The organism is Extensimonas soli (assembly GCF_029211265.1).
GTDB classification, from domain to species: domain Bacteria; phylum Pseudomonadota; class Gammaproteobacteria; order Burkholderiales; family Burkholderiaceae_C; genus Extensimonas; species Extensimonas soli.
In genome coordinates this window covers 391,732-406,258 of the sequence record NZ_JARGEL010000013.1, presented here as the reverse complement: position 1 = coordinate 406,258, position 14,527 = coordinate 391,732, and the positions used below count along the sequence as shown (strand labels likewise).

At 66.0% G+C, this 14,527-nt stretch carries 11 protein-coding genes and 1 tRNA gene; 7 read left to right on the top strand and 5 right to left on the bottom strand.

The window, feature by feature from the left end; genetic code table 11:
- Positions 1-40: 40 nt before the first annotated feature.
- Positions 41-1,231: an aminotransferase-like domain-containing protein gene (locus PYV55_RS06000; RefSeq protein WP_275849768.1), complete on the bottom strand. Its 1,191-nt coding sequence runs from the start codon at positions 1,229-1,231 to the stop codon at positions 41-43.
- A gap of 121 nt (positions 1,232-1,352) precedes the next feature.
- Here PYV55_RS06000 and nth point away from each other — a divergent pair, with 121 nt between their 5' ends.
- On the top strand, positions 1,353-2,003 hold the full coding sequence (gene nth, locus PYV55_RS05995) for an endonuclease III (protein ID WP_275849767.1): 651 nt from the start codon (positions 1,353-1,355) through the stop codon (positions 2,001-2,003).
- A 25-nt stretch (positions 2,004-2,028) separates the two neighbouring features.
- Here nth and vapC read toward each other — a convergent pair whose 3' ends face one another.
- Together vapC and vapB are read right to left on the bottom strand one after the other, a co-directional pair.
- Positions 2,029-2,433: a type II toxin-antitoxin system tRNA(fMet)-specific endonuclease VapC gene (gene vapC, locus PYV55_RS05990; protein WP_275849766.1), complete on the bottom strand. Its 405-nt coding sequence runs from the start codon at positions 2,431-2,433 to the stop codon at positions 2,029-2,031.
- A 3-nt stretch (positions 2,434-2,436) separates the two neighbouring features.
- Positions 2,437-2,670: a type II toxin-antitoxin system VapB family antitoxin gene (vapB, locus tag PYV55_RS05985; protein WP_275849765.1), complete on the bottom strand. Its 234-nt coding sequence runs from the start codon at positions 2,668-2,670 to the stop codon at positions 2,437-2,439.
- Between the two features lie 231 nt (positions 2,671-2,901).
- Here vapB and prfB point away from each other — a divergent pair.
- From prfB to PYV55_RS05965, 4 genes are all read left to right on the top strand, one after another.
- Positions 2,902-4,006 (top strand): peptide chain release factor 2 gene (gene prfB / locus PYV55_RS05980; RefSeq protein ID WP_275849764.1). Its coding sequence is split into 2 segments (ribosomal slippage): positions 2,902-2,982 and positions 2,984-4,006, totalling 1,104 coding nucleotides; the frame shifts between segments, so codons are not numbered across the junction.
- 86 nt (positions 4,007-4,092) lie between these two features.
- Positions 4,093-6,804, top strand: a complete 2,712-nt coding sequence (pepN, locus tag PYV55_RS05975) for an aminopeptidase N (protein ID WP_275849763.1) — start codon at positions 4,093-4,095, stop codon at positions 6,802-6,804.
- A 35-nt stretch (positions 6,805-6,839) separates the two neighbouring features.
- Complete coding sequence (locus PYV55_RS05970; RefSeq protein WP_275849762.1) at positions 6,840-7,847, top strand: class 1 fructose-bisphosphatase; 1,008 nt, start codon at positions 6,840-6,842, stop codon at positions 7,845-7,847.
- A gap of 11 nt (positions 7,848-7,858) precedes the next feature.
- Positions 7,859-7,934: transfer RNA gene (locus PYV55_RS05965), tRNA-Thr, on the top strand.
- A 96-nt stretch (positions 7,935-8,030) separates the two neighbouring features.
- Here PYV55_RS05965 and PYV55_RS05960 read toward each other — a convergent pair.
- Positions 8,031-10,154: an acetate--CoA ligase family protein gene (locus PYV55_RS05960; RefSeq protein WP_275849761.1), complete on the bottom strand. Its 2,124-nt coding sequence runs from the start codon at positions 10,152-10,154 to the stop codon at positions 8,031-8,033.
- A gap of 170 nt (positions 10,155-10,324) precedes the next feature.
- On the opposite strand from PYV55_RS05960, the gene PYV55_RS05955 reads away from it, so the two are divergent.
- Together PYV55_RS05955 and PYV55_RS05950 are read left to right on the top strand one after the other, a co-directional pair.
- Complete coding sequence (locus tag PYV55_RS05955; protein ID WP_275849760.1) at positions 10,325-11,083, top strand: SDR family NAD(P)-dependent oxidoreductase; 759 nt, start codon at positions 10,325-10,327, stop codon at positions 11,081-11,083.
- A 72-nt stretch (positions 11,084-11,155) separates the two neighbouring features.
- Complete coding sequence (locus tag PYV55_RS05950; protein WP_275849759.1) at positions 11,156-13,486, top strand: acyl-CoA dehydrogenase family protein; 2,331 nt, start codon at positions 11,156-11,158, stop codon at positions 13,484-13,486.
- 10 nt (positions 13,487-13,496) lie between these two features.
- On the opposite strand, the gene thiD is transcribed toward PYV55_RS05950, so the two are convergent.
- Complete coding sequence (thiD, locus tag PYV55_RS05945) at positions 13,497-14,369, bottom strand: bifunctional hydroxymethylpyrimidine kinase/phosphomethylpyrimidine kinase (protein ID WP_275849758.1); 873 nt, start codon at positions 14,367-14,369, stop codon at positions 13,497-13,499.
- Between the last annotated feature and the right edge of the window lie 158 nt (positions 14,370-14,527).

Sequence of the window (14,527 nt, the reverse complement as noted above, 5' to 3'; positions counted from 1 at the left end):
CAAATTCATCCAAATTTTCCGGCGCCCTGGCGCGGTGCGCTCACAGCGCCTGCGCGAGCCGGCGCACGCCTTCCTCGATCTTGGGCAGGTCCGCGGTCGCGAACGACAGGCGCAGCGTGGCGCGGTCAGGGTTGGCGCAGTAAAACGGCGCGCCCGGCACGAAGGCCACGCCCTTTTCGATCGCGCGTGGCGACAGCTCTTGCGCGTCGGCGATCTTGCCGCCGGCCCCGGTCAGGCGCGCCCAGATGAACAAGCCCCCTTGCGGCGGCACGAAGTCGATCGCATCCGCCAGCTCGCGCCGCAGTGCCTGCCCCATGGCGGCGGCGCGTTCGGCATAGACCTTGCGCACATGGGCCAGCGTAGCCGGCATGCGGCCCGCGCGCAGGTAGTGCGCGGCCGTGGCCTGGGCAAAGGTGCTGGTGTTGGCGTCGCTGAACTGCTTGCACATCACGGCCTTGGCGAGCAACTCTGGCGGCGCAATCAGCCAGCCCAGACGCAAGCCCGCGCTCAGCACCTTGCTGAGGCTGCCGCAGTGCGCAAGCCACTCGCGGCTGCCCGGCACCTGCGCCGAGAGCGCGAGCAGGCTGGGCGGCGGCGGCGCGTCGAAATACAGGTCGCCGTAAGGGTCGTCCTCGACGATCAGGCACTGGTACTGCACCGCGAGCTCCAGCACCCTTTTGCGCCGCGCAAGGCTCAGCGTCGCGCCGCTCGGATTGCCGTAGGTCGGGATCAAATACACCATTTTGGGCCGGTGCTGCGCCATCAGCTGCTCCAGCACGTCGGTCTGCACACCCTGCGCGTCTATGGGCGCGCTCACGAGTTGCGCGCCAAACAGCCGAAAGCACTGGATGGTGGCCAGAAAAGTCGGCCCCTCGACGATCACCTTGTCGCCAGGGCTGATCATGGTCTTGGCGAGCAAATCAAGCGCCTGCTGGCTGCCCGTGGTGACGATGAGCTGCTCGGGCGCCACATCCTGGGCGCCCTTGCCCGCCATGAAGCTGGCCAGCTGCTCGCGCAGCGCCGGATAGCCCTCGGTCGCACCATATTGCAGCGCGCCGCCGCCGTCTTCCGTCAGTGCGGCATTCACCGCAGTGCGAATGCCCTCGACGTCGCACATCGCGCTGTCGGGAAAGCCCCCCGCAAAGCTGACGATGCCGGGCTTGCCCAGCAGCTTGAAAAGGTCGCGGATGGCGGACGTCTCCACCTGGTTCAGACGGTCGGCAAATTGCATGGCGAAAACACTCCAACGAACGGGAAAGCGCCATTGTCGCAGCGCGCCACAGCGCTGCACGGCATAGTGCAGCACGCCTCAGCATGCTGCAGCGCATGGTGGCAGCCCCTACACTCGCGCCATGACGCCCGCGCAGATTGAAGCCTTTTTTGCCACGCTCCAGGCCGACAACCCCACGCCGCGCAGCGAGCTCGAATACACCACGCCGTTCGAGCTGCTCGTGGCCGTGCTGCTGTCGGCGCAGGCCACCGATGTGGGCGTGAACAAGGCCACGCGCCGCCTGTTTTCCGTGGCCAACACGCCGCAAGCCATTGCCGCGCTCGGCCAGGAGGGGCTGGAGAGCCACATCCAAACCATAGGCCTGTACCGCAGCAAGGCGCGCCACCTGCTCGAAACCTGCCACATCCTGGTCGAGCGCCACGGCGGCGAGGTGCCGCGCACGCGCGCCGCGCTCGAAGCCCTGCCCGGCGTGGGGCGCAAGACCGCCAACGTGATCCTCAACGTAGCCTTTGGCGAGCCCACCATCGCCGTCGATACGCACATCTTCCGCGTCGGCAACCGCACCGGCCTCGCGCCGGGCAAGACGCCGCTCGAAGTCGAACGCAAACTGCTCGAGCGCGTGCCGCCCGCATACCTGCAGCACGCGCACCACTGGCTGATCCTGCTCGGCCGCTACGTCTGCCAGGCGCGCAAGCCGCGCTGCTGGGAATGCAAGGTCGCGCGCTGGTGCGACTACGCGCCCAAGACGCCGGCACCGCAGCGATCGGCCTGAGCCCCGCCTCCACACAGCTGGTGTCTCACCGCTCCAGCCAGTTCTCCACCAACAGCCCCGGAACCCGGGCGAACTCTCCAACGTTATTGGTCACGAGCGTGAGGCCGCTGCTGCGCGCGTGGGCGGCGATGTGCAGGTCGTTGACGCCTATGGGGGTGCCTTTGCGTTCCAGGGCGGCGCGGATGCTGCCGTAGTGGTAGGCGGCCTCGGGTGGATAGGCGAGGAGCGTCAGGCGGCTGGCAAAGTCTTCCACCACGCCGAGGTTGCGCGCGGGGAGTTGGCTTTTTTCTGCGCCGTGGATCAATTCGGCGAGCGTGATGACCGAAATGGCCATGCGGCCGTGGTGCTGGTTGAACACTTCGCGCACCTGCGGTGGCCGGTGCTTGATCACGTAGATCGCGATGTTGGTGTCGAGCAGGTAGCGCAGCATGGCTCAAAGCGCCTCGCGCTCGGCCTGGGTTTGCGATGCACGCTCGGGCAAAAAATCGTCGCTGGGCAGTGGGGTGGACTGGAAAAAGCTGTCCCACGCCTGGTCGATCGGCGCGATCACGCGCTCATTGCCCACGGCGCGCACATCGACGCGCTTGACGTGGTCGGGCAAACGCAATTCGGCCGGCAGGCGAACGGCCTGGGTGCGGTTGTTGGTAAAGACGGTGCTCGTGGTCATGGTAACGACTCCTTGTTGCCATACACGCTGAATATATACAAGCCCCGTGAAGCGCACAATGCCGCACCCGTGGCCGCGTGGCGCGCAGCGCGTGCGAAAATCGCCGCCCACTGGCGCAACCGTTGCCAACCCCGCTGGAAGTCCGATCTGGGAATTCCGGCCGCCCAGCCCCATCTGGGCACGCAGGCATTGCAAGCCCATTCCACCTTCAAGACTTGAGAAAAGACCCCCATGGACGCAGAACGCATCAACCAGATTGGCAACACCCTCAGCGAGCTCAGCGCGCGCACCGAGGATTTACGGAGGTATCTTTGACTTCGATGCCAAGTTTGAACGCCTGAGAACCGTCAACGCCGCGCTCGAAGACCCGGCGGTCTGGAACGACCCCAAAAAGGCCCAGGAGCTGGGCAAAGAGAAGAAAGCGCTCGATGACGTGGTGCTCACGCTCGAGCGCCTCACGCGCGAGCTGGCCGACAACACCGAGCTGTTCGAGATGAGCAAGGCCGAGGGCGACGAGGCCGGGCTGCGCACCATCGAGGCCGAGGCCGCCAAGCTGCAGCCGGCGATCGAGCAGCTCGAATTCCGCCGCATGTTCAACAACCCGGCCGACCCGCTCAACGCCTTTTTGGACATCCAGTCGGGCGCGGGCGGCACCGAGGCCTGCGACTGGGCCAGCATGCTGCTGCGCCAGTACCTCAAGTACGCCGAGCGCAAGGGCTTCAAGGCCACGGTCGAAGAAGAAACCCCCGGCGACGTGGCCGGCATCAAGAGCGCCACGGTGAAGATCGAGGGCGAATACGCCTACGGCCTGCTGCGCACTGAAACCGGCGTGCACCGCCTGGTGCGCAAGAGCCCGTTCGACAGCGCGGGCGGGCGCCACACCAGCTTTGCGAGCGTGTTCGTCTACCCCGAGATCGACGACTCGATCGAGATCGACATCAACCCCGCCGACGTGCGCACCGACACCTACCGCGCGAGCGGCGCGGGTGGCCAGCACATCAACAAGACCGACTCGGCCGTGCGCCTGACGCACATCCCCACGGGCATCGTGGTGCAGTGCCAGGACAGCCGCAGCCAGCACAGCAACCGCGACGTGGCCTGGCGGCGCCTGCGCTCGCGCCTGTACGACCACGAGATGCGCAAGCGCATGGAGGCGCAGCAAAAGCTCGAGGAAACCAAGACCGACGTGGGCTGGGGCCACCAGATCCGCAGCTACGTGCTCGACCAGAGCCGCATCAAGGACTTGCGCACCGGCGTCGAAATCAGCAACACGCAAAAAGTGCTCGACGGCGACCTCGACGCCTTCATCGAGGCCAGCCTCAAGCAGGGCGTTTGATACCTGCATTTTTTAAGCCTTTTTGCCCTCCAGCCAAGATACCACCTGCACAAGCAGCTATCAAAACCAATGCAATGGAACCCGCCATGCGTGAAGCCCAAGCCACCGTCACCCGCCGCGAGGACTACGCCCCGCCGCCTTTTTGGATCGACAGCGTCGATCTGAGCTTCGACCTCGACCCGGCCAAGACGCGCGTGCTCAATCGCATGCGCGTGCGCCGCAACCCCGACGTGCCCGCGCAGCCGCTGCGCCTCGACGGCGAGGAGCTGAACCTCGCGCGCGTGCTCGTCAACGGGCAGGGCACCAGCTTCAAGATGGACGCCGGCCAGCTCGTGCTCGAAAACCTGCCCGCTGGCAGCGAGCCTGTGGAGCTCGAAATCTTCACCACCTGCGCGCCCGCCAAGAACACCCGGCTCATGGGCCTGTACGTGAGCGAGGGCACCTTTTTCACGCAGTGCGAGGCCGAGGGCTTTCGCCGCATCACCTACTTCCTCGACCGCCCGGACGTGATGGCGAGCTACACCGTCACGCTGCGCGCCGACAAGGCCGCGTACCCGGTGCTGCTTTCGAACGGCAACCTGGTCGCGCAGGGCGAACTCGAAGACGGGCGCCACTGGGCCCAGTGGGTCGATCCGCACAAAAAGCCCTGCTACCTGTTCGCGCTGGTCGCGGGCAAGCTCGTGGCGCGCGAGCAGCGCATCCGCAGCCGCGCGGGCACCGAACACCTGCTGCAGGTCTATGTGCGCCCGGGCGACCTCGACAAGACCGAGCACGCCATGCACTCGCTCATGGCCGCGATCGCCTGGGACGAGGCGCGCTTTGGCCTGCCGCTCGATCTGGAGCGCTTCATGATCGTCGCGACCAGCGACTTCAACATGGGCGCGATGGAAAACAAGGGCCTGAACATCTTCAACACCAAGTTCGTGCTCGCCAACGCCGCCACGGCCACCGACGCCGACTACGCGAACATCGAAAGCGTGGTCGCGCACGAATACTTCCACAACTGGACGGGCAACCGCGTCACCTGCCGCGACTGGTTCCAGCTCAGCCTCAAAGAGGGCCTGACGGTGTTCCGCGACCAGGAATTCAGCCAGGACATGGCCGGCAGCCCCTCGGCGCGCGCCGTCAAGCGCATCGAAGACGTGCGCGTGCTGCGCACCGCGCAGTTCCCCGAAGACGCCGGCCCCATGGCGCACCCGGTGCGGCCCGACAGCTACATCGAGATCAACAACTTCTACACCGTCACGATCTACGAAAAAGGCGCGGAAGTCGTGCGCATGATGCAGACGCTGGTCGGCCGTGAAGGCTTCGACGCGGGCATGAAGCTCTACTTCGCGCGCCACGACGGCCAGGCCGTGACCTGCGAAGATTTTGCGCAGGCCATCGCCGACGCCAACCCCGCAAGCGCGCTCGCGCGCCACCTGCCGCAGTTCAAGCGCTGGTACAGCCAGGCCGGCACGCCGCGCGTGCGCGCGCAGGGCGCGTGGGACGCCGCGGCGCGCAGCTACACGCTCACGCTCACGCAAAGCTGCCCGCCCACGCCGGGGCAGCCGCACAAAGAGCCCTTCGTGATCCCGATCGAGCTCGGCCTGCTCGACGCCGCCGGGCACGCGCTGCCGCTGCAACTCGCGGGCGAGGACGCGCCCCACGGCACCACGCGCACGCTGGTGCTGACCGAGCCGAGCCAGAGCTTCACCTTCGTGGACATCGACGCCGCGCCCGTGCCCTCGCTGCTGCGCGGCTTCAGCACGCCCGTGATCCTCGAAGACGAGGCGAGCGACGCGCAGCTGCTCACGCTGCTCGCGCACGACACCGACCCCTTCAACCGCTGGGAGGCAGGCCAACGCCTGGTGCTGCGCGCCGCTATTGCAGCAATAGCTACTAGTGCCCTGCAGACAAGCGCCAGCGGCCCATTGGATGCACAAATTCTGCCCACATCGCTGGTCCAGGCGCTGCGCGAAGTGCTGCGCCACCCGCAGCTCGACGCCGCCTTCAAAGAGCTCGTGCTCACGCTGCCCGCCGAGAGCTACATCGCCGAGCAGCTCGATGAGGTCGATCCGCAGCGCGTGCACGCCGTGCGCGAAGCCATGCGATTGCAGCTCGCGCTCGCGCTGCAGGCCGACTGGCAATGGGCCTGGGAGCAGCACCAGACGCCGGGCGCGTACCGCCCCGACCCCGTCTGCGCTGGCCGCCGCGCGCTCAGCAACCTTGCGCTGCACATGCTGTGCCTGGCCGCGCAGCACCAGGGCGATCAGGTGTGGCCGGGCAAGGCTTATCAGCGCGTCAAGACGGCCACGAACATGAGCGAGCGCTTCGGCGCCTTGAGCGCGCTGGTCGCGAGCGGGCACGAACTCGCCGCGCCTGCGCTCGAGCGCTTTCATGCACTGTTCAAGGACGAGCCGCTGGTCATCGACAAGTGGTTCGCGTTGCAAGCTAGTGCGCCCGACCGCGGCGGCCAGGTACTGCCCATCGTGCGCCGGCTCCTGCAGCACCCCGACTTCCACCTGACGAACCCGAACCGTGCGCGCAGCCTGATCTTCAGCTACTGCATGAACAACCCCGGCGCCTTCCACCGCGCCGACGCCGCCGGCTACCAGTTCTGGAGCGAGCGCGTGCTCGCGCTCGACGCCATCAACCCGCAGGTCGCCGCACGCCTGGCACGCGCGCTGGACCGCTGGAAGAAGCTCGCCGAGCCCTGGCGCAGCGCCGCACGTGAAGCGCTCGCGCGCGTTGCCGCCAAGTCCGAACTCAGCGCCGACGTGCGCGAAGTCGTCGGCCGCGCGCTCGCCGAGGAATAATCCGGCATTCCGTAGAACATCCAGGGAGACTTTGCATGACCCCACACATCAGCCTCACGCGCTACCTGATCGAGCAGCAGCGCGAAGCTGGCAAAATCCCCGCGCAGCTGCGCCTGCTGCTCGAAGTCGTGGCACGCGCGTGCAAGCGCATCAGCCTGACCGTGAACAAGGGCGCGCTCGGCAGCGTGCTCGGCAGCGCCGAGAGCGAAAACGTGCAGGGCGAAGTGCAGAAAAAGCTCGACATCATCGCCAACGAAGTGCTGATCGATGCCAACGAGTGGGGCGGCCACCTCGCCGCCATGGCCAGCGAGGAGATGGACGCCATCTACGTCGTGCCCAACCGCTTCCCCAAAGGCGAATACCTGCTGCTGTTCGACCCGCTCGACGGCTCGAGCAACATCGACGTGGACGTGAGCATAGGCACCATCTTCAGCGTGCTCAAAATGCCCGAGGACGACCGCGGCGTCGATGAAGGCGACTTTCTGCAGCCCGGCCGCCAGCAGGTCGCCGCGGGCTATTGCATCTACGGCCCGCAAACCGTGCTCGTGCTCACCGTGGGCGACGGCGTGGCCATGTTCACGCTGGACCGCGAGCAAGGCTCCTTCGTGCTCACCGAAGAAAAGCTGCGCATCCCCGAGGACACCAAAGAGTTCGCGATCAACATGAGCAACATGCGCCACTGGGCCCCGCCCGTGCGGCGCTACATCGACGAATGCCTGCAAGGCAAGGACGGCCCGCGCGGCAAGGACTTCAACATGCGCTGGGTCGCGAGCATGGTGGCCGACGTGCACCGCATCCTCGTGCGCGGCGGCATCTTCATGTACCCCTGGGACCAGCGCGAGCCGAGCAAACCCGGCAAGCTGCGCCTGATGTACGAGGCCAACCCCATGGCCTGGCTGGTCGAACAAGCCGGCGGCGCCGCCACCAACGGCCAGCAACGCATCCTCGACCTCCAACCCAGCCAGCTGCACGAGCGCGTGAGCGTGATCCTGGGCTCGAAAAACGAGGTAGAGCTCGTCACGAGCTACCACACGGCGCTATAATGCCGGGCTTCGCCGGAGTAGCTCAGTCGGTAGAGCAGCTCATTCGTAATGAGAAGGTCGGGGGTTCGATTCCTCTCTCCGGCACCAGCTAAAAGAATAGCAAACAGGCCGCATGTTTTCTTGGACATGCGGCTTTTTTATTGCCCTGCTTGCGCGTGAGCCCGTGTCACGCACTATGTGGCACTACGCAGCACTGCGTGGCACGATCAAAGCGTCCAGCGCGAGCACCCCTTGCCCGCGCGGCAGCACGAGCAAGGGGTTGATGTCCATGCTCTCAATCGCATCGGCGTGCTGCGCGGCATAGACGGACAGCGCCGCGATGGCAGAGGCCAGCGCCTGCACGTCGGCCGGGGGCTGACCGCGCACGCCGGCCAGCAGCACCTTGCCGCGCACCTCCTCGATCATCGCGCGCGCCTCGGCCACGCCGAAAGGTGCGACGCGAAAGGCCACGTCCTGGAACGCCTCGACGAACACGCCGCCCATGCCGAACATCAGCACCGCGCCAAACACCGGGTCGTGCGCCACGCCGAGAATCGTCTCCACGCCCGGCGGCGCCATCTGCGCGACCACGACGCCGTCGATGCGGGCCGCGGGTGCATGTGTGTGCGCACGCTCGCGCAGCGTGCGAAACGCCGCGCGCACTTGCGCTGCGTCACGCACGCCGACGATCACGCCGCCGATTTCGCTCTTGTGCGCGATGTCGGGCGAGGCGATTTTCAGCACCACGGGGTAGCCAAACTCCTGCGCCACGCGCACTGCCTCGTCTTCGCTCGCAGCCACGCGCTCTTGCACCACGGGGATGCCCGCGCTCGCGAGCACCGCCTTGGCCTCGACCTCGTTCACGACCTGCGCGGGCGGCGGCAGCGCCCCGGCGGGCAAAGGCGGCGGTGCGTCGGCTGCGCCGCGCTTTTGCAACTGCTGCCCGTAGTGCACGAGCGCCCCGGCGGCCCGCACGGCGCGCGTGGGCTCGTCGAACAGCATCACGCCTGCCTGCTCGAACATCTGCCGCACCTCGGGCGAGGCGAGCATGGTCGCAATCACCGTGCGGTCTGGAAAGCGCTGCAGCACGGTCTGTAGCTGCTCGAGAATCCCGCGCCCCAGCTCCGTGACCTGGCCAACGCTAGAGAGAAAGGCCACGATCACGTCGTACCGCCCCTCTTGCAGCATGACCTCGAAATTGCGCTCGAACAGCGTCAGGTCGTTGACCAGCTGCGCCGTCATATCGACGGGATTGCGCGGCCCGCAAAACGGCAGCAGGGCCTTGAGGCGGCGCTGCGCATCCTCGGGCATGGGCGGCATGTCCAGACCCACGTCGGCGGCCACGTCGGCCATCAAGGCCCCGACCCCGCCCGAGACCGTGAGCACACCGAGCCGCCGGCCCTGCGGCAGCGGAGCCGGCGACGCCGCCGCGTAGGAGGTATCGAAAAACTCGTCGATGCTGCGCGCACGCAGCACGCCGAACTGGCGAAACACCCCTTCATAGACCTGGTCGGAACCCGCAAGCGACGCGGTGTGCGATGCCGTGGCATGCGCGCCCGCCTCCGAGCGCCCCACCTTCATGATGACGACGCGCTTGCCGCGCTCGCGCGCCAGCGCCAGGGCGTGGAACAGCCGCTCCTTGTCCGCCGCCGCCTCGAGGTAGCCGGCGATCACCTGCGTTTCTGCGTCGAGCGCAAAGTGCTCGATGCAGTCGGCAACATCGACATCACACTGGTTGCCGGTGGTGATCCACAGGTTCAGCCCCAACCCGCGCTGGCGGATCAGCGACAGGCAATAGCCGCCGAAGGCACCGCTTTGGCTGACCACGCTGATGCGCCCCGGCACGAGGCCAAAGCCCGCAGCACTCGGCGTAAAAGTGCCCAGCAGACGCCGCCGCACGTTGATCAGGCCCATGCAGTTCGGCCCCACCACGCGCATGCCGGTGCGCCGCGCGAGCGCGCTCATCTCCTCCTGCCAGGCCACGCCCGGGCCGCCGACCTCGGCAAAGCCCGCACTCAGCACGACCGCCCCGCGCACGCCATGCGCAGCGCAGTCTTCGAGCGCGGCGAGCACCGCCGGCGCCGGCACCGCGACGATGGCCAGGTCCACCGCATCGGGCACTGCGGCCACCGCAGGATAAGCTTGCAGGCCCTGTATCTGCGGTGCCTTCGGATTGATCGGATACAGTGGGCCGTCGAAGCCGCTTTTTTTCAGAAAGTCGAGCGGGCGCCCACCGATCTTGGTTGGGTCGGACGACGCGCCGTAAATGGCAATCGCGCGCGGATCGAACAAAGGGGCGAGGGATGGCCTGGCGGCTGGGGGTGGCATCGTGCTGTCTCCTTGGCTTTGTTGGTATGCGATGGTTTATACACCGCGCATCCATTTTTTGCCAAAACCCGAGAGAAAGGAGACCGCAGCCGTCCAGTACCCATGAATGGATTACATCCAATGCAACGCATATTCCATCAACAACCATCACATTTACAAGGAGCAAATAGATGTTCAGCGGAAAAGCACTCGAAAACAAGGTCGCCATGGTGACAGGCGCGGCGCAGGGGATAGGCGCCGGCATAGCGCGCGCTTATGCTGCGCAAGGTGCCAAAGTGGCCGTCGTGGACTGGAATGGCGAAAAGGCGCAGGAAGTCGCAGAGGAAATCCGCAAGCAGGGCCAACATGCGATTGGCGTGGCCTGCGACGTTTCAGACCGCGCCTCTGTCGATGCCGCCGTGGCCGAAATCGCGGGCAAACTCGGCCCCGTGGACATTCTCGTCAACAACGCCGGCATCACGCGCACCGCGATGCTGCACAAAATGAGCCGGCACCAATGGGATCAGGTCATCAACGTGCACCTTGGCGGAAGCTTCAATTGCCTGCAGGCCGTGGTCGGCGGCATGATGGAGCGCCAGCGCGGCTGGATCATCAACACCGTGTCCTCCGCCGGCATTCTGGGCACCATAGGCCAGATCAATTACGGCTCCGCCAAAGCGGGGCTCATAGGATTCACCAAGTCCGCCGCGCGCGAATTGGCGCGTTACAACATCGTCGTCAATGCCGTCGCACCCGGCGCCGCGACACCCATGACGGAAACCATCCGCACGGACGAGCGCTTCAAAGACCGTTACCTCGAACGCATCCCGCTCGGCCGCTGGGCCGAACCCGAAGAAATTGCGCCGGTGTTCATTTTTCTCGCGTCACCCGGTGCGAGTTATGTCACAGGGCAAATCGTGGGCGCGGATGGCGGTATGTCCATCCACTGAAATAAATATATCTGAATTCGTGAAAATAAAAACCATAAAACGAATTCAGATATTTTTTATAGGAGACATTGCATGATAGATCTCAACGCGCGTTTGGACGATCTCGATACTGAAGACAATATGCTGCGCCACGCCGCAGCCGATTATTTTGCCCAGGATGGCAATGGCCGCGGAATGCGTGAATGGCGCGGCAAGCCGCCCGGTTTCGACAAGGCCCGCTGGCGCGAGATGGCGGCCATGGGTTGGACGGGGTTGCGCTTGCCGCAGGCCTTGGGCGGCAGCGACGGCACCCTGCTGCAGGCGACGCTGGTGTTGGAGCAGGCGGGCAAGGCCCTGGCGCCCGAGCCCCTGATCGCCGCGGCGTTCATGCCTGCGGCCGCCTTGCTCCATGGCGACAACCCTGCCCTGCAAGCCGCATGGCTGCCGCGCCTGGCCCAAGGCGAATGCACGCTCACGCTGGCCTGGCAAGAGTCCGAGTCCGACCAGGACGGCAGCAACCCCACCCTGCGTGCCCATCCAAGCGGCGACATTTTTGTGCTCGAGGGCTGCAAAAAATACGTCGCCGCCGCCGCAGCCGCAGACGCCTTCATCGTCTCGGCTCGGGGGCCGCAGGGCGACACCCTGCTGTTTCTGGTCGAGGCCACGGCATACGGCCTCACGCAGCGCCCGCATGCGCTGGTGGACGGATCGAGCTGGAGCGAACTCGAATTCCACGGCCTCCAGGTCAGCGCGCAAAACCTCGTGGCCGGGCCGAAAACCGCCGCCCTGGCGCTGCAGCGCACGCTCGACGAGGCGCGCATTCTGGCCGCCGCCCAGATGCTCGGCGTGATGCAGCGCGCGCTCGAGATCACCATGGACTACCTGCGCACACGCGCGCAGTTCGGCCGCCCGATCGGCAGCTTTCAGGCCTTGCAGCACCGCGCCGCAGACATGCTGATCCAGACCGAACTTGCCCGCGCCGTGCTCATGCAGTGCGTGCAAAACGCCGATGTGCTCGGTAGTACGTCGGCAGACACCACGCTGCGCGCCAGCGCCGCCAGCCAGGCGCAAGCACGCTGCACGCACGCAGCGATGCACATCACCAAAGAAGCGATCCAAATGCACGGCGGCATTGGCTATACCGACGAATGCGACATCGGCCTCTACCTCAAGAAAGCCATGGTGCTCTCCAGTTGGCTGGGCAGCGCCCACTGGCACCGCGCGCGCTATGGGGCGCTGGCCCCGCTCGAGGCGGATGAGGACAAGGCGCAATCCCAGGTCATCGGCAGCGGGGAGCACGCCGTTTCCATTGCCGAGCTACGCCGATGGATCGCCGAAAACTTTCCGCCCGAGTGGCGCTATCCCCCGAGCCGCCTGAGCCAGAAAACGGCCAAACCCTGGCACGAAAAGCTCTACGCCAAAGGATGGGCCGCACCCAACTGGCCCAAAGAATACGGCGGCATGGGCCTGAGTGCTTACGAGCAGGTGCTGTTCCAGAACGAATTCGACCGGCACGGCATCAACCTGGCGCCCAACCCGGGGCTGACCATGCTCGGGCCTTTGCTGATCCAGCACGGCACGGAGCAGCAAAAGCGCGAACACTTGCCCAAGATCCTCTCGGGCGAGGTGCGCTGGTGCCAGGGGTATTCGGAGCCGCAGGCAGGGTCGGACCTGGCCGACCTGCGCACTTCGGCAGTGCTCGACGGCGACGAGTTCATCGTGAACGGGCAAAAAATCTGGACCTCGTTCGCGCACGAGGCCGACATGATCTTCATGCTGGTGCGCACCGATCCCAAGGCCAAGAAGCAGGAAGGCATCAGCTTCTTGCTCGCCGACATGCGCGCACCCGGCATCACGGTCAAGCGCATTCGCAACCTCGGTGGCGGCGAAGAGTTTTGCGAGACTTTTTTCGACAAGGTGCGCGTACCACGCAGCAATCTGGTGGGCGCCATGAACGCGGGCTGGTCCATGGCCAAGTCGTTGCTGGGTTCCGAAAGAATCACCATTGGCCATCCGCGCAATGCGCGTGCGCCGCTGCTGCGCCTGCATGCGCTGGCCGAAACGCGGCAGCGCTTGCAAGACCCTGTCTGGCGCGCACGCTTCGACGCCCTGCGCCTCGACGTCGATGACCTGAACGCCTTGTTCGTGCGCTGCGTCGATGTGCTGCGCCGCGGCAAAGACCTGGGCGCCGAAGTCTCCATGCTGAAAATCTGGGTCACCGAAACCACGCAGCGCATTTCCGAACTGTTGCTGGACACCGCCGCAGAAGACGGCGTGCAAAACGCGTCCGTCGCGCTGGCCCATGGGGGCGCGGTGCACCCTGCGAACGTGTTTTTCGTCGCACGGCCAGCGACGATCTACGCCGGGTCGAACGAGATCCAGCGCAACATCCTGGCCAAGGCCATCCTCGAGCTGCCAGGTTGAGCGGCGCGGTTCATCGCTCCTGTGGCACGACGCGCTGCACCGCCGGCGCGTAGCCATGGTTCAGCGGGCCGTGGCCGTGGCCGGTGCGCACTTCGGCCCCGGCGGCAATCGCGCCGAGCACGTAGGCGCGCGCCTGCTCCACCGCTTGCGGCAGCGCAAGACCGCAGGCCAGATAGGCTGCCAGCGCAGACGAGAGCGTGCAGCCGGTGCCGTGCACGTTCTGGCTTGCAATGCGCGGCGACTCGAAAGACTGGCGCAGACCATCCCGCGTGGCGAGCCAATCGATCACGAACTCGCCCGCCAAGTGCCCCCCCTTGAGCAACACGGCAGGCGCGCCCAAGGCCAGCAGATCCGCCGCGGCGCCTTCGAGTGCGCCCGCGCTCGCGAGCGGACGCCCGAGCAGCCAAGCAGCCTCGTCGAGGTTCGGGGTGATCACCTCGGCCAGCGGAAAGAGCTCCGCCACGAGCACGGCCACAGTCTCCTCGGCCATCAGGCGGTCGCCGCTCGTGGCCACCATGACGGGGTCGAGCACCACATGCGGCATGCGGTGCCGGCGCAGCGCCTCGGCGACCACGCGCACGACTTCGGGCGCGTGCAGCATGCCGATCTTCACGGCATCGACGCCTATGTCTTCCACCACGGCGTCGATCTGCGCGCGCAGCATCTCGGGCGGCACGCCATGGATCGCACGCACACCTTGCGTGTTCTGGGCCGTGAGCGCGGTGATGGCCGTCATGCCATAGCAGCCCAAGGCGCTGAAGGTCTTGAGGTCGGCCTGTATGCCCGCGCCGCCACCACTGTCGGAGCCCGCGATGGAGAGCACGCGCACGTAGCTGCAAGAAGCATGGTGGGCAGAAGACGCAGAAGAAGCTGACGAACGCATGATGGAAATTATGGTGGATGCGCCAAGTCAAGCGGCGCAGGGTTTGGCTGTGCTGTAATTCTTTTCTCCTGGACGAAACGGAAGTGTCACGCGCTTTGGGATTGGCGTGGCCGAGATGGGCCCCAGCTGGCGTGCGGGTTTCGCGTTTTGCAGCGTGC